The organism is Flavobacterium sp. 11 (genome assembly GCF_002754315.1).
Lineage (GTDB): Bacteria > Bacteroidota > Bacteroidia > Flavobacteriales > Flavobacteriaceae > Flavobacterium > Flavobacterium algoritolerans.
This window is the reverse complement of the sequence record NZ_PEFE01000001.1, coordinates 1,368,224-1,389,275: the sequence shown is the minus strand read 5'-3', so window position 1 is coordinate 1,389,275 and position 21,052 is coordinate 1,368,224. Positions and strand designations below refer to the sequence as shown.

Genomic DNA, 21,052 nt, shown 5'->3' with positions numbered 1-21,052 from the left:
AATTAATTATTTTTTGTACTAGGTATTTCTAACTTTAACGTGGTAAATCACATTTGGTTTTGTTCCAACATGCTCCAATAAATGATACATTCTTTCGTCAGCAGCTAACTTAGTCACTTCCGCTTCTTTATCATTTACATCACCAAAAATCATTGCTCCAGTAGAACAAGCATTTGAACATGCAGTTTGGAATTCACCATCAACGATTGCTCTTCCTTCTCTTTTTGCTTTCAAAATAGTCGCTTGTGTCATTTGAATACACATTGAACATTTCTCCATAACTCCACGAGAACGAACATTAACGTCTGGATTCAATACCATACGTCCTAAATCGTCATTCATATGATAATCGAATTCACTGTTTTTGTTGTACAAGAACCAGTTAAAACGACGCACTTTATACGGACAGTTGTTAGCGCAATAACGCGTTCCAACACATCTGTTATAAGCCATATGGTTTTGACCTTGACGAGAGTGTGAAGTTGCAGCAACTGGACAAACCGTTTCACAAGGTGCATGATTACAATGTTGACACATTACAGGTTGAAAAGATACTTGTGGGTTATCACCCGCTTTTTCCATTTCATTAAATGTAGACAATGAACTTGATAAACCTGCAATATTTTCTTTTCTTTCGTTATCCCCTTCAAAAGTACTTTCAGAAGAATAATATCTGTCAATACGCAACCAATGCATATCACGACTTCTTCTAACTTCTGATTTTCCAACAACAGGAACGTTGTTTTCAGCATGACAAGCAATCACACAAGCACCACAACCGGTACAAGCATTCAAGTCAATAGAAAGATTAAAATGGTGACCCGTTGAACGATCAAATGAATCCCATAAATCTACTTTAGTTGCTTCAACTTCTTTGTGATCCAATGAAACCATTGGTTGTTCATTCCAAACGTGAGCATCTTTTGTATTGAAAATTTCTAAAGAAGTTTCTTTAATGATATCTCCTCTTCCCATTAATGTTTTCTGACCTTGAACACAAGCAAACTCATGTTCTCCTCCAGCTTTCGCCAATGTTACAGACTGTACATTATTAAAACCTTTATATAAAGAGTAGGCATTTAAACCCACCATCATTTCTTCTTTCAAAGCCGCTTTACGACCGTAACCTAATGCTAAACCGATAGTTCCAACAGCTTGTCCTGGTTGAACAATTACCGGAACATTTTCTAATTTAGCTCCATCAGCAGTAGTAATAGTAGCATAACTTCCGTTTAAACCACCATTTGCAACGATTTCATTAGAAAGTTCATATTTCTTAGCATCAGCATTCGAAACAGTAACATAATTATCCCAAGAAACTCTTGTAATTGGATCTGGAAACTCTTGCAACCAAGGGTTATTAGCTTGCTGTCCATCTCCCATACCTGTTTTGGTATACAAAACAAGCTCAAGTCCTTGAGAAGCTTTTGATTTTGCTAAAGCATTTGCAGCTGCGCTATAATCAGCAGAACCAGCAGACGCAGTTGGAACAACTCCAACATAAACACCATCATGTAACACTTTGTTCCAAGTAGAACCAGTTATTATAGTTGATGCATTAGCTTTAATATAATCGTAGAATGTACCTGTCAATCCATTTAAAGACAACAATACATCTTGAAATTGTTTTGTAACAAAAAGAGGACGAATAGCAGGCTGAGTAATTCCGTAAGTACCTTTTGTGATACTTACATCATTCCATGACTCTAAATAATGAGGAACAGCCGCTGCAATAGTACTTACTAAAGCAGTTTCATCTTCTTTTAAAGAAAACGCAACTGATGTTTTTACTTTTTTAAGTCCTTCAACGAAAGAAGCACTATCTGCTAAAGTATAAACCGGATTAACACCACTCATTACCAAAGTATGAACGCTTCCCGCTTTCATATCACTGATTAATTGAGCAACTTTTGCATCAGATCCTTTTCTGATTTGTCTTACTCCAGAAGTACTGAAAGCTTCACTTGCCAACACTTGGTTGATAGCTAAAACTAACAATTGAGCATTTTTATCTTGAATACCAGATACCAAAACTCCTTTTGAACCAGCAGCTTTCAATTGTTGAGCTGCTTTTGTAACTTCTGCTTTAAATTTATCTTCTAAACTTACAGCAACAGCAGAACCCGTTACAATATTATATATATGAACTAATGCTTGTTTTTGATTAGCAGTAGACATTGGTAAACGCTTATCAGCAGCAGCACCAGACAAAGTCATGTTTGCTTCTAATTGGAAATGACGAGACATCTTTCCTGCTTTAGGAATTCTACCTTTAGCATAACCTGAATCAAATCCTCCACCTTGCCAATCTCCAAGGAAATCAGCTCCTACAGAAACTATTAGCGAAGCTTTAGAAAAATCATAATCAACCAAAGCTCTTTCTCCATATACCGTTTCGAAAGCATCTAATGCTTCAGATTCAGATACAGCATCATAAACAACATGTTTAGCATTTGGATTTTTACCGATAAACTCAGCAATCAACTTTTCAGTTGACGGACTAGCCAATGTGTTTGTTAAAAGCACTACTTGACCACCTTTTGCAGCAGCATCAGCTATACTTGATTTAATTTTAGAATCAACAGCAGACCAAGTTGAATTTTTACCTTCAATTTTTGGCTCTTTCAAACGCATACTATCATATAAAGACAGAATAGACGCATGAACTCTTGCATTAGCACTAAACTTAGCTCCAGCAATAGTATTATTATCTATTTTAATAGGACGCCCTTCACGAGTTTTTACCAAAAGATTAGCAAAATCAAATCCATCAAAAACAGAAGTTGCATAATAATCAGCTACTCCAGGAATGATTTGTTCCGGCTGAAGTACATAAGGTATTGACTTGTTCACAGGACCTTCGCAAGCTGCAAGCGTAGCCGCTGCAGTACTAAAACCAACGTACTTTAAAAAATCACGACGTGATGTTGATGAAGATGACAAAGCGTCATTATTTCCTAAAAACTCGTCAGTAGGAATTTCTTCAACAAATTCGTTATTTCTAAGCGCCTCAACAATAGAACTATTTTTGTCTAGTTCTTCAACACTTTTCCAGTATTTTTTGTTTGATGACATATATAAATATTAAAATCTTAATAATTTGATTAATAGTGGCATTTACCACATTCTAAACCTCCCATTTGCGCCGCAGTCAATTTGTCTACACCGTATTTTTTAGAAAGTTCTTCATGAATTTTAGTATAATACTCATTGCCTTCCATTTTAACATCAGTTTTTCTGTGGCAATCAATACACCAACCCATTGTTAATGGAGCAAATTGTTTTTGAATTTCATACTCTTGAACCGGACCGTGACACGTTTGACATTCAATTCCGGCAACAGTTACGTGCTGAGAGTGATTGAAATAAACGAAGTCAGGTAAATTATGAATACGAACCCATTTTACAGGCTGCGTTTTTCCAGTATAACTTTGAGTTGTTTTATCCCAACCTACCGCAGTATATAATTTTTGGATTTGCTCATCATAGAATGCCTTGCTGTACTCTGGAGTAGCAGTAGTTTCAGCAACTTCAGCAATGTTCTTATGACAGTTCATACAAACATTCAAAGATGGAATTCCTGCATTTTTACTTACACGAGCTGCAGAGTGACAATACTTACAATTGATTTCATTATCACCAGCATGTATTTTATGCGAATAATGAATTGGTTGAATCGGAGCGTAATCCTGATCAACACCAACTTGCATTAAAAAACCATACACGAAATATCCACTCGCCAAAAGCAAGAATATTGATGTAACTAAAACCAAAAATTGATTTTTAGCAAATGCTTTCCAAATAGGAGTTGTTGGAGCTTTCGGAGCTACTTCAATACCGTTTGCTTTTGCTACTTTAGATAAAACTCTGTTTACCAAAAATAACATTACAACCAAAATAACCATAACAAGCGCCAAAGCACCTAATATAATATTGTTTGAAATACCACTATCTGCAGCTGGCTTACCAGGAACTTCAACTCCAGGAGCTGGAGCAGCAGCTTCAGCTTTAGGCTCTGAAGTATAAGCAATGATATTATCAATATCCGCATCTGATAATTGAGGAAAAGCAGACATTACAGCCTTATTGTTCTCTTCAAAAACTTTAACTGCCTGAGCATCGCCAGATTTAATTAAGTCTGAACTATTACGAACCCACTTATGAAGCCATGATGCATCATATTTAGCAGACACACCTCTAAGAGCAGGACCTGTAGCTTTAGCATCAAGTTTGTGACATGCCGCACAGTTTGCATTAAAAAGCTCTTTACCCTTTACCGGGTCTGCACTTTGCGAAGTAGCTGAAGCATCTAGAGCTGCAGCATCAGCCGCAGGTGTAGCTTCTTGAGCAAATGAAGTAAAGGAAATAGATAGCATCAAAGCTATGCTAAAAAATAATTTCCTTGAGATCGAATTATGGTTACCCACCTTTTTCATATAGTATAATGATTATCTACTAAAAATTGGCACAGTTTTTTCTAATTGAATTATAGAAACTGATCCTTTATTTAAAAACTTGGACAAAAATACGACTTAAGAACTATTCTCAAAACCTTAAAATAGTCTTAATTTCAATTTATATTAATTCTAAATAACATTTAGTATTTGCTATCAGTCATTAAATATTACTTTTGCACAAAAACAATCACATTATGAGAATTTTAGCCCTTAGAAAAGCATTTTTTATCTCTCTTACCTTATTTATTTCCTATAGTAATGCATATGCCCAAGACGGAAACATCAGGGTAAATCAAGACTCTAAATTTGAACAATTATTAAATGAAAAGAGAAAAACAAATGTTTCAAACACTGTAAATGACTATTATAAAATTCAAATTTTCAGTGGAGACAGCGAAAAAGCAAAAAAAACGTTAAATGATTTTAAGCAAGAATTCAGAGACATTGATGGAACTATTATTTTCTTTACGCCAAATTACAAAGTTTGGGTTGGGAATTTCAAAACACGAATTGAAGCAGAACGAAATCTCATCGAAATTAAAAAAAGCTACAGCAATGTACATTTAATAAAGCCTAATAAATAAAATTTATCTTTCTCCTAAATTCAATCTACCAAAAGAAATCTACAATAAGAAGCAAACAAAAAAGCAACCCATACAGGGTTGCTTTTTTGTTAAATAGTTGCCACAAGAAACACATTACAAAAGAACAAATCTTAGAAAGAAAATTACCAAAACACTTTAATAAAGAAAAAAACTCTTTTTACCACCGCCAACACTATCCGACTTGCGTTTTCAAGTAGAAAGCATTGAGGCAACAAACTGACTACCTCAATACTCAAACGCTACGTAGAATAAAAGAAACAAAAACTACTAACAATCCGAAATAATAATTCTAAAAAGCTAGGTAGACTTTATTTTGTTTGACCTACCATTACAATAGTTAGAGGATATTTGTTTGCACATTTATAATTTGGTCTTTAATATAGTTTTAAGATTATTCCAATAAATATTTCTTAAATTTAGTATGTTATTTTTTTTATAAAAAATTGATATTTAATTACTTATGAATATTTTAATTTCATTAAATTATAAATATTTATAAGTAAATCCCTAAAACCACATTATTGACAACCTGAATAATAGAAAAAAAGAAGTCTAATCACACATCTAAATCTTATTGCTATGAAAACGATTAATTTATATGGTCTTTTACTTTTTAGTGCAACACTACTTATAAATAGTGGCTGTACAGAAGATGACAACATCTACAATGTTACCCCCATAAATACACTTCCGACAACACAAAACATCAAATTAAATGTGTCTGCGGGAGATGACATACAAGTAATATTATCATCTGACTCTAAATTTTTAATTTTAAGCGGCTATTATATTGCCAGAGGAATACAAGGTGAAATTATCAATTTAAATAATGCAAAAATTCAATGGAAAAAAAAATCAGGTCCTTCTAGTTATAAATTAGAAAATCCTAATTCAATTAAAACAAAAGTAAGCAATCTCGAGAAAGGAATTTATGAATTTGAATTAACTGTTACTAATACTAATGGATTAACCGGTAAAGACACTGTAAGAGTTATTGTGGGTGAAATATCAGAAAACTCGAAGGAAATAATTTTTAAAGATAGAAAATGGATTTTCCCTTGGTATAGCACTATTGAAATAAAAGATTTCAATCTACTAATTCCTCAAAATAGTTTTAAAGTATATATTCAAAGGGAGAATAACTCGCAATGGGAAGAAGTAGCATCTATTTTAGAAAATGCAGGAATTAAGTATGAATATTTTGTAGAGACTAGGCCAGATGGTGGTGGCATGTATACTTATGGTAGTTTATATATTTTTTATTATGGAACGGATACCAACGATACGCCATCTGTAAAAATTGTGTACTGAAATAGATTTATAAGGTGAAGTACAAAATCAATATTCATCTTTTAAAAATGCACAAATTTACTATCATAAACATAAATAATATTCTCGCTAAATGAAAAAAATCCAATAATCAAAACCCAAAAATTAGCTACCTACTTAATAGAAAAAAAAGAACTGCATTCACACATTTAAATCTTAATATTATGAAACGGATTAATTTATACGGGCTTTTGATTTCCATTACAACATTACTTATTATTAGTGGATGTACCGAAGAAACTCTCTCTAATACTCCCTCTCCTGTAATTACAAAACCATCAAACTTATCGCCACTGAGCTATGCAGGCGGAGATATTCAAGTATTACTGCCCACAGATTTTTGCTGGCTATCCGGAGTTTACAATGCGCCCGAAAGCATTACAATTGAAAACGTACTTTGGAAAAAAATATCTGGACCTTCTTCCTACATTTTAGAAAATCCAAATGTACTCAGAACCAAGTTAAGCAAACTTGAAAAAGGGATTTATGAATTTGAATTAACAATCACGGACAACAAAGGATTAACAGGAAAAGACATAGTTAGAGTAACTGTTGGTGAAATGTCCGGAAACAATGATGAGATCATATTAAAAGATATGGCTTGGGTTTGCCCAATGGGATGTCATCTAGAAATTAAAAATATCTATAGCCGTTTACCAGCTGGCAACGTTTTTCGAATTTACATAAAAAGAGATAATTCAGCCAATTGGGAAGAGGTAATTCATGAATCATCTCAATTACCACAAGATGTGCAATACACTTATACACTTTATAATGGTAGTTTGTTCATTTTTACCTATAGCTCTTTAGAGGAAGTAGATACACCGAATATAAAAATTGTGTACTGAAATAGGTTTTTAAAGTGCCTTGTAAAGATAAATAATCACCCACAAACTAATCGGAAACATAGTTATACATATCATAAAAAAATTATAATTAAGCAAAAATATACTCCTATAGACCAATTTTAATTTACTTATTTTTCGATTTAAAAATAAAAAAATCCCGAATGAATCGGGATTTTAATTATAATATATTGAAATTTTATTTCAATTTCTTTTTAACAGCAACTTCATGGTACGATTCAATAACATCTCTTTCTTCGATGTCGTTGTATCCTTTTACTTGAATACCACAATCGTAACCTTTGGCTACTTCTTTCACATCGTCTTTGAAACGTTTCAGTGCTAAAAGCTCTCCTGTAAAGACAACTACACCTTCTCTAATAATTCTCATTTTAGCGCTTCGGACAATTTTACCATCCATAACCATACATCCTGCAATTGAACCCACTTTCGAGATTTTGAATATCTCTCTAATTTCAGCTGTACCCAGAATTTCTTCTTTCATCTCTGGAGCTAGCATTCCTTCCATTGCATCTTTCAAGTCATCGATAGCAGCGTAAATAATAGAGTAGTAACGGATATCGATTTCCTCTTTGTCAGCTAATTGTCTTGCATTTCCAGCAGGACGAACATTAAATCCAATAATAATTGCATCTGAAGCAGAAGCCAACATTACGTCAGTTTCAGTAATTGCTCCAACACCTTTATGGATAATATTAATTTGAATTTCTTCAGTAGATAATTTAGAGAACGAATCAGACAATGCTTCAACAGAACCATCAACATCTCCTTTAAGGATAATGTTCAATTCTTTAAATTGACCCAATGCAATTCTACGTCCAATTTCATCTAATGTAATATGACGTTGTGTACGTACGGATTGCTCACGCATTAATTGAGAACGTTTAGATGCAATTTGTTTTGCCTCTTTTTCGTCTTCAAAAATATTGAACTTATCACCCGCAGTTGCTGCTCCATCAAGACCTAGAACTGAAACCGGAGTCGAAGGACCCGCTACAGTAACTATATTCCCTCTTTCATCATGCATGGCTTTAATTTTACCATGATGCTTACCAGCTAACATATAATCTCCAATTTTCAAAGTTCCGTTTTGAACTAATATCGTAGAAACATATCCTTTTCCTTTGTCAAGGAAAGCCTCAACAACAGTTCCAGAAGCCGCTTTATTTGGATTTGCTTTCAAATCTAAAAGTTCTGCTTCTAACAATACTTTTTCTAATAATTCTTTTACACCTGTTCCTACTTTCGCAGAAATATCATGTGATTGAATTTTTCCACCCCAGTCTTCAACAAGTAAATTCATACCTGCTAATCTTTCTTTTACTTTTTCAGGATTAGCATTTGGCTTATCAATTTTATTGATAGCAAATATGATAGGAACTCCAGCTGCCTGAGCATGGCTAATTGCCTCTTTAGTTTGCGGCATGATGTCATCATCAGCTGCAATCACAATAATAGCAATATCTGTAACTTGAGCACCACGCGCACGCATCGCAGTAAACGCTTCGTGACCCGGTGTATCTAAGAATGCAATTTTTTGTCCGTTATCCAAAGTTACTCCGTAGGCACCAATATGCTGTGTAATTCCTCCAGACTCCCCTGCGATTACATTTTCTTTACGAATGTAATCCAGTAACGATGTCTTACCGTGATCGACGTGACCCATTACGGTTACAATTGGCGCTCTGAAAACTAAATCTTCTTCTCTGTCTTCAACAACTTGAATTGCTTCTTCGATGTCTACAGTGATAAATTCAACTTCATAACCAAATTCGTCAGCAACGATAGTCAACGTTTCTGCGTCAAGACGTTGGTTCATGGTAACCATGATTCCAAGTGACATACACGTACCAATAACTTTAGTAATTGGCACATCCATCATGATGGCAATTTCACCTACAGTAACAAACTCAGTAACCTTAATAGTTTTACTTCCTTCGTCAATAGCTCTTTGCTCATCATCAGATTTCTGACGGTGCGTATCTCTTTTATCTCTTCTATATTTAGCCGCTTTAGATTTACCACCTTTACCTTGCAGTTTCTCTAAAGTCTCTCTAATTTGATTTTTAACCTCTTCCTCAGTAGGCTCCACTTTTGCAACAATGGCAGGTCTGTTTCCTTTTACAAAACCAGGTCTTGCACTTCTGTTTGCATTGAATCCACCACCACCTGTATTAGGTGTAATCTTGTTAGGATTTGGCGCACCAGGAACTCCCGGTGTTGCAGGCGGTCTAGGAGCACCCGGTTTAGGAGCAATCCTTTTACGCTTGTTTTTATTTGCATTGGCTGCAGCCGAACCTGGAGCACCCGGTTTATTCGGAGTGATTTTCGGTTCTTCTTTTTTCTTTTTCGGTTTGTTGAATTGAGATAAATCAATTATCTGACCCGTTAAAGTAGTTCCCGATAGTTTTTGATATTGCGTAGTGATGGTTTCATCAACAGGAGCTTCATCAACTTTAACTGTCTCGGTTTTTGCAACCACTTTTGGTTCAGCAGGAACTTCTTTAGGAGTTTCTGTTTTAACCTCTTTTATCCCAACAATAGGTTTTACCTCTTTTTTGTCTGAAACAGGTTTCTCAGTTGACGGCTTTTCAGTTGACGGTTTCTCAGGTGAAACTTCTTTTGAGACAGCTTTTACTTCAGGTGCATTAGCTACTGGAGCTTCTGCTTTTTCAACAGCTTTTTCAGGCGCAACGATTGATGGTTTTTTTGGATTAAGATCAATCTTACCCACTTGAACCGGACCAGATATAATTGCTCTCGCTTTTATAACCTCTTGTTGTTTTACTCGCTCTTCCTCAATTTTACGTTTGTCTTCGATTTCTTTCTCTCGTTCTAAACGCAAAGCTTCTTTTTCTTTTCTTTTCTCTTCCCCTACTTCTTTAGAAGCCTCCTTATTCCCTTTGTCACCTGCAAACTGACCGCACAAGACATTGTATACATCATCAGAAATTTTTGCGTTTGGATTTGCTTCAATAGCAATCCCCTTATCTTTTAGATAATCCACAGCTCTTTCTAAAGAAATATTCAATTCCCTTAAAACTTTGTTTATTCTAATAATTCTCTCTTCAGACATAAAACCTTTTTATTATTACCTTTTTTGTTATTCCTCACTTTACTCCCAACCCGATACCTACCGAGCAAGAATTAATTGTAAAGTGGCATGTTTATCGTTGAAGACACATTGACTAACTGTCAAATTCTTCTTTCAATATTCTCATTACATCTAGAATCGTTTCCTCTTCCAGGTCTGTTCTTCTTACTAAATCTTCTACTTCTTGTTTTAAGATACTTTTTGCTGTATCCAAACCAATTTTTGCAAATTCTTCAATAACCCAGTCTTCAATTTCATCTGAAAACTCAGTCAATTCAACATCATCCTCATCAGCTGTAGCACCTGCAATATCACCTTCACGAATAACGTCTAGCTCATAACCAGTCAATAAACCCGCTAATTTAATGTTGTGTCCACCACGACCAATTGCTTTTGAAACTTCTTCAAGCTTCAAGAAAACTTCTGCTCTTTTTGTTTCTTCATTTATCTTAATAGAAGATACTTTTGCTGGACTTAATGCTCTCGTGATATACAACTGAATGTTACTTGTATAATTGATAACATCTATATTTTCGTTTCCTAATTCACGAACAATTCCGTGAATACGAGATCCTTTCATACCCACACAAGCCCCTACTGGATCAATTCTGTCATCATAAGAATCTACAGCTACTTTTGCTTTTTCACCAGGAATTCTTACTACTTTCTTAACCATGATTAAACCGTCAAATACTTCAGGAATTTCTTGTTCAAATAATTTTTCCAAAAACTTCTCAGAAGTTCTAGACATAATAATTTGAGGTTTATTTCCTTTTAATTCAACGCTTTCTATTATTCCTCTAACATTATCTCCCTTACGGAAAAAGTCAGAAGGTATTTGTTTTTCTTTTGGCAAAATAATCTCATTCCCTTCATCATCAACCAAAATTACGACTCTTGGACGCACATGGTGTACTTCAGCAGTATAGATATCACCTATTAAATCTTTAAATTGCTTGTAAAGATTAGTGTTATCATGTTCATGAATTTTAGAAATTAAATTCTGACGCAAAGCTAAAATTGCTCTTCTACCTAAATCAATTAATTTCACTTCTTCGGAAACTTCTTCACCAATTTCGAAATCAGGCTCAATTTTTCTAGCTTCAGTCAACGTAATTTCAAGATGATCAAAATCCAAGTCTTCATCAGCAACGATTACTCTTCTCTGCCATATCTCCATATCTCCTTTATCAGGATTTATAATGATATCAAAATTATCATCTGAACCGTATTTTTTCTTCAATGCATTTCTAAATACATCTTCCAAAATTGCCATAAGCGTTACACGATCAATAAGTTTATCGTCTTTAAACTCTGAGAATGAATCGATTAATGCTAAATTTTCCATGCGAATTCTTTAATTAAAATGTTACTGTAACAATTGCTTCTTTTATATCTACGTAAGGCAATTTAAGCTCTTTTTGAACTGTTTCTTTCCCTTTTCCTATTTTTTTAGGCTCTCTTGCTTTCCAAGACAAAATTACAAAATCATCATTAGCATCAACTAATTCTGCCTCAATAATTTCAGCCGAAGTCTTCACAATCAATGTTCGACCTATATTTTTCTTGTATTGTCTTATTAATTTCAATGGAGACCCAACTCCTACTGAAGCTACTTCTAAAGAGTAATCCTGTTCCTCTCTATCCAAATTACTATCTATGAATTTACTCACATCGATACAATCTTGAAGTGCCACTCCATTATCTCCGTCCAAAGTCACTATAACCTTGAAAGCATCCGTAATGATAAGGTCTATCAAAAAGATTGATGGCTTTTCTAACAAGCCTTCCGTCAACAACGTATTTACTTTTTCTTTAAATGTCATATTTTTATAAAAAGAGGGGACATTTAGTCCCCTCATTATCTAGATTTTAATAAATAACGGTGCAAATATAGTGTTTTTTTTTATAAACTAAAATAATCGATTGCTGTAAAATAATTTCTTATCTTTATAGGAGCATTAAAATAACAGTTTTTATCATAATTTAACACTTTATAGTTATGAAACGAATTTTAGTCCCTACCGATTTTTCTGAATATGCTGAAAACGCTTTAAAAGTAGCTGCCATAATTGCAAAAAAAAATAATTGTGAAATCTTTTTGTTACATTTATTAGAATTACCTAACCAAATGAACGACGCAATAACCGGCGGAAGCAGCATTCCTGAAGTAATGTTATTTATAAAAAAAGCAAACGAAACACTCCAAAAAATCAAGGAACAGCCCTACTTGAATGGAATTTCAGTAAATGCGTCTGTACAATTCGAAAGAGCTTTTAGCGGCATTTTATCTTTTAATAAAAAAAATGAAATTGATTTAATAGTGATGGGCTCGCACGGAACTTCCGGCATCGAAGAAGTACTCATTGGGTCCAACACCGAAAAAGTGGTTCGACTCTCAGAAATACCGGTACTGGTTATAAAAAAGGATATTCGAGACTTTAAATTCAACAACTTTGTATTTGCTTCTGATTTTTCAAAAGAGACTAAAAAACCTTTCAAAAAAATGATAGAATTTGCCAAAATATTTAATGCAAATTTATACTTAGTCACGATTTGCACACCCAATAGTTTTAAAACTACCAAAATGTCTGAGGAAATAATGAAAAATTTTATCGCCTCATTTGAAATCGAAAATTACTCCACTCACATTTACAATGACGTTAACATAGAAAACGGAATCATTAATTTTACCAATAGCATTGATGCCGATCTGATAGGCCTTTGCACACATGGAAGAACTGGATTTGCTCATTTTTTTAATGGAAGCATCAGTGAAGACTTGGTAAACCACACTGTCAAACCAGTGATAACTTTCAAGATTTAATCAATCCAGACGAAAATTAAACTCCAAAAACAATCTGTTCAATTCATTGCATAAAAAAACCCCTCAAGAATGAGGGGTTTTACGTTGGTCTACAAGGACTCGAACCTTGAAAGACTGCACCAAAAACAGTTGTGTTACCATTACACCATAGACCAGCATTGCTGCTAAGCGAGTGCAAATTTAAAATAAATTTTAGTTTGTACAAATTTATTTTGCCTTTTTATGAAAAAAAATTTGCTAAAAATTCAAAACAACTTGAAAAAATTACAAAAAACCTTTACACTCAATGTGTTATTGAAATGTAATACTTTTCCAGAAAATATTGTTAATGCTATCAAGGTTAAACAAAAAAACATTTTCTTTGTAACTCAAAATTAAATTAAATTTTAGTACATGGATAAAGCAGCATTCAATTTCAATAAATGGAATACAATTATTGGTTGGTTTACATTTGGAATAGCATTATTAACATACACTTTAACTGTTGAACCCACCATGAGTTTTTGGGATTGTGGCGAATACATTGCTACAGCAGCAAAACTTGAAGTAGGCCACCCTCCCGGAGCGCCATTATACCAAATGATTGGTGCGTTTTTCGCCATGTTTGCTTCAGATAACACAAAAATTGCCTTAATGGTAAACATGATGTCTGTATTTTCCAGTGCTTTTACTATTTTATTCTTATTTTGGTCTTCATCGATAATCTTGAAAAAATTAGTTTCTAGATTTTCAGACCCGAATAAAAACAATGACATTGTTATTCTTGGAAGTTCATTTGTAGGAGCCTTGGCCTATACTTTTTCAGATAGTTTTTGGTTCAATGCTGTAGAAGCCGAAGTATATGCTATGGCATCTTTATTCATTGCCTTATTATTTTGGTTGGGTTTACGCTGGGAACAAGACATGGACAAGCCTAGAGGAAATAAATGGCTGCTGATAATCTCTCTTGTTGTCGGGCTTTCTTTTGGAGTTCATTTCATGGCATTACTAACAATTCCCGCAATAGGTTTCCTTTATTTTTTCAAAAACTATAAAGTAGTTACCCTCAAAAATTTCATCATAGCAAATATTGTCGTTATCGCTATTTTATTATTTATTTTTAAATTACTTCTTCCTCTGACTATGGGATTCTTTGGTAAAACTGAAGTTTTCATGGTTAACAGCTTAGGATTACCTTTTAACTCAGGAACTATATTTGTAGCTTTAATCTTAATTGCTTTCTTTTACTTTGGACTAAAATATACCAAACAAAAAGGTTTCGCATTCTACAATACTATAATCCTTTGTATATTATTTATTTTAATTGGTTTCTCTACATGGATGATGTTACCCATCAGAGCAAATGCCAATACCGTAATCAACGAAAATAAGCCTTCGGATGCTGCCGAAGTTCTTGCCTACTACAATAGAGAACAATATGGTGTAAATCCTTTGTTTTACGGCCCTCAATACACAGAAGCGTTTGCTGGTTTAGACAAGGACAATCCTTATCTGGATAAAGCGCCCAATTACGAAAGAGATTATAAGACCGGAAAATATATTATTACAAATAATTTCAAAAATGCCGAGCAAAATTCAGACAACAATCAAAAAACTATTTTGCCAAGAATGTGGAGCGGTGAGCACATCGAAAACTACATGAATTTTACAAATCCGCCTCAATTCAGATTAAATCCTGATTATCCATATGAGGATGATTTAGCCAAATACGGTATCGATCCAAGTCAGTTGAGTGAAGAAGATTACAACAAAGCGATTGCTCAACTAAAAAACGAAACCGAAAAAATTGTTACCGAATTCAGACAAGCTTACGCTCAAAAACAAATTGACAACGAAGGTTATGTAACGTTCTTGAAAAGCTATGGTGATTATTTAATTGTAGAAAAACCTACAACTGCTGACAATTTAGGATTCATGGTTGAATACCAATTTGGTTATATGTATTGGAGATACTTGATGTGGAATTTTGTTGGAAGACAAAACGACATTCAAGGAAAATACGACTATCTGGATGGGAACTGGCTTAGTGGTATCTCATTTATAGATGAATTACACTTAGGAAGCCAAGACAATCTTCCTTCGGATGTATTGAACAATAAAGGTCGAAATGTGTATTTCTTTCTGCCGTTTATACTTGGCCTAATCGGTTTAATGTATCATGCCAATAAAGATTTAAAAAGTTTCTATGTATTACTCGCCTTATTCCTTTTTACCGGAATAGCACTAAAAATCTACTTGAACGAAAGGCCTTTCGAACCTAGAGAAAGAGATTATGCCTTAGTAGGTTCCTTTTATGTATTTGCCATTTGGATAGGCTTTGGTGTTTATGCATTATACGAAAGTGCCCAGAAATATTTAACCCCAAAACTGGCTGGTCCAATTATTATTGCAGCAAGTTTATTGGCAGCTCCAGTTCTTATGGCTTCTCAAAACTGGGATGATCACGATCGTTCTGGTAAATATACAGCTGTTGCAATGGCAAAAGCATATTTGGAATCATGCGACCCAGACGCCATTTTATTCACAATTGGTGATAATGATACGTTCCCTCTTTGGTACGCCCAAGAGATTGAAAAAGTGAGAACGGATATCAAAATTGTAAACACAAGCCTTTTCATGACTGATTGGTATATCGATCAGATGAAAACTAAAACATACGAATCAGATGCTCTTCCTATTTCATTTACACACGATGAATATGTAGGGGATAAACTGGATTATGTAGCTCACATTCCAAAAATTGAAAGCCGTTGGGACATAAAAGACTTTATCAATTTTATCAAAAATCCAAAATCAACTGTAGACATGCAAAACGGACAAACAATCCATTTTTATCCTACAAATAAGATTCGAATTCCTGTTGACAAAAATATAATCATAAAAAACAAAGTGGTTAATCCTAAGCACAATGATTCTATTGTTCCTTACATTGACTTGGATATAAAAGGAAATGCATTGTACAAAAACAGATTGATGATGCTTGATATTGTTGCTAATAACAATTGGAAAAGACCAATCTATTTTAGCGGTGGCGCATTTGACAACGAAGATTATATCTGGATGAAAGAGTATCTTCAATTAGAAGGAATGGTATACAAACTTGTTCCAATAAAAACCGCTTTGTCAAAAGATGCAAGTCCACTTGATATGGGGCAAATTGATTCTGATAAAATGTATGCTAAAGTTATGAAATGGGATTGGGGCAATGGCGAAAGTCCAAAAATTTACCATGATCCTGAAACTCGCAGAAATAGTATAACGTACAGAACCAACCTTTCCAGATTAATGAATCAATTAATTGTTGAAGGACAAAAAGATAAAGCAAAAAATATTATCGATTTGGCGATGACAAAAATGCCATTGGAATATTTTGACTATTACTCTTTAGTAGAACCTTTTGCTGGCGGATATTACAAAATTGATGAGAAATTAAAAGCACAACAATTGCTAAGCAAATTGATCTTAAAATACAGAGAAAACCTTAATTATTATGGCAATCTAAAATCTTCTGAGCAAACTAGTATTGCCATTCCTATCATCACAGATATTGAGCGATACAGAAGCCTTTTAAGCGTAATGAAAGAAAATGGTGATTTAGATTTCTACAACAAAAATAAAATTGTATTCAATACTTATATTAAAATGTTTGACCGCTTTGGACGCGAAAAAGAATAATTTTAAATAGAAAACTCTAATTAGAAAAGGTAGCGATATTGAAAAATGTCGCTATTTTTTTTAATTTTAAAACTAAAAAATGAAACTGTACTGGATAAAAACAAGTCGGATTATAAAAAAGATTTTCTCAAATTATACTTGGGATGTTTCCAATACGGGAAACATTAAGACAGTCTACCTCACATTTGACGATGGGCCTATTCCAGAAGTTACAGAATGGGTTTTGGATGAATTAAAAAAGCACGATGTAAAAGCTACTTTTTTTTGCATTGGAGATAATATTGATAAAAACACTGAAATATTCAAAAAGGTGATTAGCGAAGGTCATTCCATAGGAAACCACACTTTTAATCATTTGAACGGATGGAAAACATCAACCGAAGTTTACATTGAAAACACTAGACTATGCGAAGAAGCGATTCAAAAAAATAGTCCTTCTAATCTAAAATCTAAACTGTTTCGTCCACCATATGGCAAGATAAAAGCATCTCAATCTAGAAAAATCAGGAAACTGGGTTATAAAATAATTATGTGGGACGTCCTCAGTGCTGATTTTGACCAAAGTTTATCGCAAGAACAATGCTTAGAAAATGCAACATCAAATCTAAGACCAGGAAGTATTATTGTTTTCCACGACAGTATAAAAGCCTTTAAAAACTTAGAATACGTATTGCCTAAAACATTAGCTTATTTAAAAGAAAACAATTTTAATTGTGAGGTGTTGTAATGAAATGCGTTACAATTGTTCTTGAACAATACTAATAATAGTGTTCGCATCTAATTCTCCGGATTGTCTCCAAATCATTTGACCTTGTTTATAAATCATTAACGTAGGCAAGCCTTTAATGCGCAAAGCATCGGCTAATTCTTGATTTTTATCCACATCAATCTTTATGACTTTTGCTTTATCACCAAGAGCGGCTGCTACATCTCTAATTACAGGATGCATTGAAACTGAAGGCTCATTCCATTCTGTGTAAAAGTCTATTAACACAGGTACTTGAGCGTTTATAAGTTCTCCAAATTTTGACATAAAACCAAAAATTTAATTTTTTAAATTCACTAAAAAGAGATATTTATTTTACAAATGTAGCATTTTAAACGAATTATGCCACATTAACACCTTTTTTTAGTTCGATGACCGTTATTTCCGGCATGATTCCCACTCTGCCCGGATAGGCATGAAAACCAAAACCTCTATTTACATAAACGTATCGTCCGACGTTTTCATATAATCCCGCCCATTGTTTGTATACATATTGTGCCAAACTCCATTTAAAATAACCTGGTATTTCTATTCCAAACTGCATTCCGTGTGTATGCCCCGAAAGTGTAAGGTGGAAATTTTTCTCATGATGCTGCACTTCATGTTCCCAATGCGAAGGGTCATGACTCATCAAAATTTTAAAATCTTCTTTATTTACATGTTGGGAAGCTTTGTTGATATCGCCCGCTTTTTTGAAATTATGTCCCCAGTTTTCTACGCCAACTAATGCAATTTTCTCATCTCCTTTTTCAATAAAAGTATGTTCGTTTAGCATTAATTTAAAACCAATTTGTCCGTATAAATCTTTAATGGCTTTAAAATTATCTTCTTTTGCCGCCTCTGATGGCCAAGTTACATATTCTCCATAATCGTGATTTCCTAAAACTGAATATTTACCATATTCATGTTTTTTAATCCTGTTAAAGGTTTCTATCCACGGATGCATTTCTTTGGCATCAGTATTCACAATATCTCCGGTAAACAAAATCATATCTGAATTTTGCTCATTGACTAAATCTATTGCATAATTAATTTTCTCTGGATTATCAAAACTTCCACTGTGAACATCTGATATTTGAGTAATCGTAAAACCATCAAAAGCATCTGGTAAATCCGGGAAAAATATACGTTGCTTGATGACTTTATAATTGTATTTACCTATAGTCACCCCATATATTAAAGACAAAAAAGGGACCGCTGCTAATCCTAATCCTATTTGACTGACAAACTTTCTTCTTGAATTCAGAAAGTCTGTATTTTTATCATAATTGACAAAATAGTTAACAGTTCCGGCACCTAATCTAAAGATGTCTTCTCCCATTAATATCAATGTCAAAATTAATTTTGGAACATACACAATAAGCAACAAACCCATGATAACCATCATTTGTTTGGTCTGACCTACACTTCGGTCAAATTGCATCAAAGAATAAACAATATATACTAAAACTAATATGCTTATAATCTGAATTGAAAACAATATTGGCTTTGATTTTATTAAAGTTTTTAATACTTGAAAAGTATAAAGCTCAATAACAAGAAGGATTAAGCACAAGAATACGATACGAAAGATCATTTTAAAAAAATTTTTAACAAAATAACAAAACAATTAACCAAAATGGTTTTTTATTAATTAAAATTTAACTGTTGATTAAACTTAAAATAAGCTCCTGCAATTTGAGAATATGGAATACAAATAAAAACCGCATTATTTAGGTTGAAAATAATGCGGTTTTAGATTACGATAGCTTTTACTATTTTACAACTAAAGTCATATTTGGCGTTATGATACTATCATTATTATTAGTTGATGAATACCTTTGCGCAAAAACCTCTATATAATCAGAATTTGACAACTCGACTAATGCATTTAATGGTAATACTAAAATATCATTTACAGCTGCTCCACGACCATAGATCTTATACTGCGTAATAGGTGTACCATTCTTAGAAATATAAATTATATAAGTACCTATTGCTGGAACTTGAAACGAAATAGAACCCGTAACTTGGAAAAAACGTTTCTTTTTACCTAAATATATAAGTTTATTACTAACTCCCCCAGTAGAAAATCTAAATAAATTTGATGAGGAAGAGACACCCGCAACCTTTATAATAGAAGTTGGATTTGATCCAGAGAAACCCGTAGAAGCACCAGAACCTACAGCATAATCCACTGAAAACTCACCCACTGCCGATGCATCAATTTCAGTTGGAATTCCTGCACATCGTACACTCCAATTATTATCAAAATTATATCCTGAATAAACTGCAGGACTATACCCTTTTACATATCCAACAGTATTGCTACCGGTAAAAACAACAGTTTCCATAATTGCATCTCCAGTTATAATTGGATTAGAAGATACATCAAACCCAATTGCTGTGCCAGAAACCTCACTAAAACCTCCTTGTTTTTGCACTAAACTAAATGTCCCTTGTAACTTTTCATAAGTACCAGTATTGCTACCAAACCATGCTGCATTACTTATCAATAATTTACTAATAGTGTCATAAACAATACCAGTAGCATTGCCAACATACTGAACTATACTAACAAAAACTAATCCAAAACCAGTTATAGAACCTACACTAGAAGAACCTGCAATTACTGTATCTCTAATAATTATACTTTGTGTTGCTGCTCCAGATAAGTTAAAAACTTTCCCTCCTCCGGAAACCTGAATGGTAACATTTCTAATACTTCCTCCTGTTGCACCATCAAACAGATTTCCAGATGTTCTAACTAATTTATCCTCATTAGCATCCTGACCTGAAATATAGGCATTGTTTAAATCAATTGGTAAATCAAAAATTATGGTTCCATTTATTTCATAATAGGTGTTAACATCCAAAACATACTTTGTATTACTTCCCGCAGCCTTCTCTGCCGCCAAAACTGTCGCTAAAACATCTGTAGATTTTATACGTTTAAACTTTAATCTACCAGTTGTACCACTATTTATTACATTCCATGATGTTAAAGTTGAATTGTAATGATAAAAAGATTTCAAATCTGTATCATAAACCATTAAACCATCCGCAGGAGATGCAATAGCCGCTCTTTGCACAGTTGTCATTCTGGGCGTCAACATCCCTTGGGTTGTTGATGAAACATCCAATACGGAACTTGCATGTGGTGTAATCGTTCCTATGCCTACTTGGGCAAACACATTTGTTGTTATTATCATGAAAAATAACACACAGGCTTGTAATACCTTTTTTGAAAAATAATTTTTTTCCATAATATAACGAATTAAAGATTTAATATAAATAGCCTCACTGGGCTTAAAACTCTGTGTGTAAATTTACGTAAAACAACGTTTAAATACATAAATAATCGATTAAAAGCATTTTTTTATTAAATGTATATTTATATTCTTACAATTTAGTTATTTAAAAATAAATATGCGTAACAGATTAATAACAATTT

14 protein-coding genes and 1 tRNA gene are annotated in these 21,052 nt (G+C 33.5%); 6 read left to right on the top strand and 9 right to left on the bottom strand.

Translation table 11 applies throughout. The annotated features are described in order from the left end of the window. Positions 1 to 18: 18 nt before the first annotated feature. Positions 19 to 3,075, bottom strand: coding sequence for a TAT-variant-translocated molybdopterin oxidoreductase (locus CLV00_RS06055; RefSeq protein ID WP_099714287.1), 3,057 nt, complete (start codon positions 3,073 to 3,075; stop codon positions 19 to 21). Between the two features lie 29 nt (positions 3,076 to 3,104). Next, positions 3,105 to 4,436 carry a c-type cytochrome gene (locus tag CLV00_RS06050; protein ID WP_099714286.1) on the bottom strand — a complete coding sequence of 444 codons (1,332 nt, stop codon included), beginning with the start codon at positions 4,434 to 4,436 and terminating at the stop codon, positions 3,105 to 3,107. A 215-nt stretch (positions 4,437 to 4,651) separates the two neighbouring features. Between CLV00_RS06050 and CLV00_RS06045 the strand changes: the two genes are divergently transcribed. The 3 genes from CLV00_RS06045 (at position 4,652) to CLV00_RS06035 (ending at position 7,239) form a co-directional block, all read left to right on the top strand. Then, positions 4,652 to 5,041: an SPOR domain-containing protein gene (locus CLV00_RS06045; protein WP_099714285.1), complete on the top strand. Its 390-nt coding sequence runs from the start codon at positions 4,652 to 4,654 to the stop codon at positions 5,039 to 5,041. Positions 5,042 to 5,641: 600 nt separating this feature from the next. Then, positions 5,642 to 6,373: a hypothetical protein gene (locus CLV00_RS06040; protein WP_099714284.1), complete on the top strand. Its 732-nt coding sequence runs from the start codon at positions 5,642 to 5,644 to the stop codon at positions 6,371 to 6,373. Between the two features lie 182 nt (positions 6,374 to 6,555). After that, positions 6,556 to 7,239, top strand: a complete 684-nt coding sequence (locus CLV00_RS06035) for a hypothetical protein (protein WP_099714283.1) — start codon at positions 6,556 to 6,558, stop codon at positions 7,237 to 7,239. A 196-nt stretch (positions 7,240 to 7,435) separates the two neighbouring features. Here CLV00_RS06035 and infB read toward each other — a convergent pair whose 3' ends face one another. The 3 genes from infB to rimP form a co-directional block, all read right to left on the bottom strand. Continuing rightward, on the bottom strand, positions 7,436 to 10,333 hold the full coding sequence (gene infB, locus CLV00_RS06030) for a translation initiation factor IF-2 (protein WP_099714282.1): 2,898 nt from the start codon (positions 10,331 to 10,333) through the stop codon (positions 7,436 to 7,438). Between the two features lie 112 nt (positions 10,334 to 10,445). Further along, positions 10,446 to 11,699 (bottom strand): transcription termination factor NusA, encoded by a 1,254-nt coding sequence (nusA, locus tag CLV00_RS06025; protein ID WP_099714281.1) that lies wholly within the window; start codon positions 11,697 to 11,699, stop codon positions 10,446 to 10,448. A gap of 13 nt (positions 11,700 to 11,712) precedes the next feature. Then, positions 11,713 to 12,177, bottom strand: coding sequence for a ribosome assembly cofactor RimP (rimP, locus tag CLV00_RS06020; RefSeq protein ID WP_099714280.1), 465 nt, complete (start codon positions 12,175 to 12,177; stop codon positions 11,713 to 11,715). A 176-nt stretch (positions 12,178 to 12,353) separates the two neighbouring features. On the opposite strand from rimP, the gene CLV00_RS06015 reads away from it, so the two are divergent. Then, a complete protein-coding gene (locus tag CLV00_RS06015; RefSeq protein ID WP_099714279.1) occupies positions 12,354 to 13,178 on the top strand; it encodes a universal stress protein in 825 nt (274 codons plus the stop codon). A gap of 84 nt (positions 13,179 to 13,262) precedes the next feature. Here CLV00_RS06015 and CLV00_RS06010 read toward each other — a convergent pair. Further along, a tRNA-Gln gene (locus tag CLV00_RS06010) sits at positions 13,263 to 13,333 on the bottom strand. Positions 13,334 to 13,571: 238 nt separating this feature from the next. Between CLV00_RS06010 and CLV00_RS06005 the strand changes: the two genes are divergently transcribed. Together CLV00_RS06005 and CLV00_RS06000 are read left to right on the top strand one after the other, a co-directional pair. Then, complete coding sequence (locus CLV00_RS06005; RefSeq protein WP_099714278.1) at positions 13,572 to 16,853, top strand: DUF2723 domain-containing protein; 3,282 nt, start codon at positions 13,572 to 13,574, stop codon at positions 16,851 to 16,853. Positions 16,854 to 16,932: 79 nt separating this feature from the next. Further along, positions 16,933 to 17,580 carry a polysaccharide deacetylase family protein gene (locus CLV00_RS06000; RefSeq protein ID WP_099714277.1) on the top strand — a complete coding sequence of 216 codons (648 nt, stop codon included), beginning with the start codon at positions 16,933 to 16,935 and terminating at the stop codon, positions 17,578 to 17,580. A gap of 9 nt (positions 17,581 to 17,589) precedes the next feature. Here the strand turns inward: CLV00_RS06000 and CLV00_RS05995 are convergent, their stop codons facing one another. The 3 genes from CLV00_RS05995 to CLV00_RS05985 all read right to left on the bottom strand — a co-directional run bounded on the left by CLV00_RS05995 (position 17,590) and on the right by CLV00_RS05985 (position 20,864). Beyond that, positions 17,590 to 17,886, bottom strand: coding sequence for a co-chaperone YbbN (locus tag CLV00_RS05995; protein ID WP_099714276.1), 297 nt, complete (start codon positions 17,884 to 17,886; stop codon positions 17,590 to 17,592). Between the two features lie 73 nt (positions 17,887 to 17,959). Next, complete coding sequence (locus CLV00_RS05990; RefSeq protein ID WP_099714275.1) at positions 17,960 to 19,195, bottom strand: metallophosphoesterase; 1,236 nt, start codon at positions 19,193 to 19,195, stop codon at positions 17,960 to 17,962. A gap of 178 nt (positions 19,196 to 19,373) precedes the next feature. Next, a complete protein-coding gene (locus tag CLV00_RS05985; protein ID WP_099714274.1) occupies positions 19,374 to 20,864 on the bottom strand; it encodes a hypothetical protein in 1,491 nt (496 codons plus the stop codon). Positions 20,865 to 21,052: the final 188 nt, after the last annotated feature.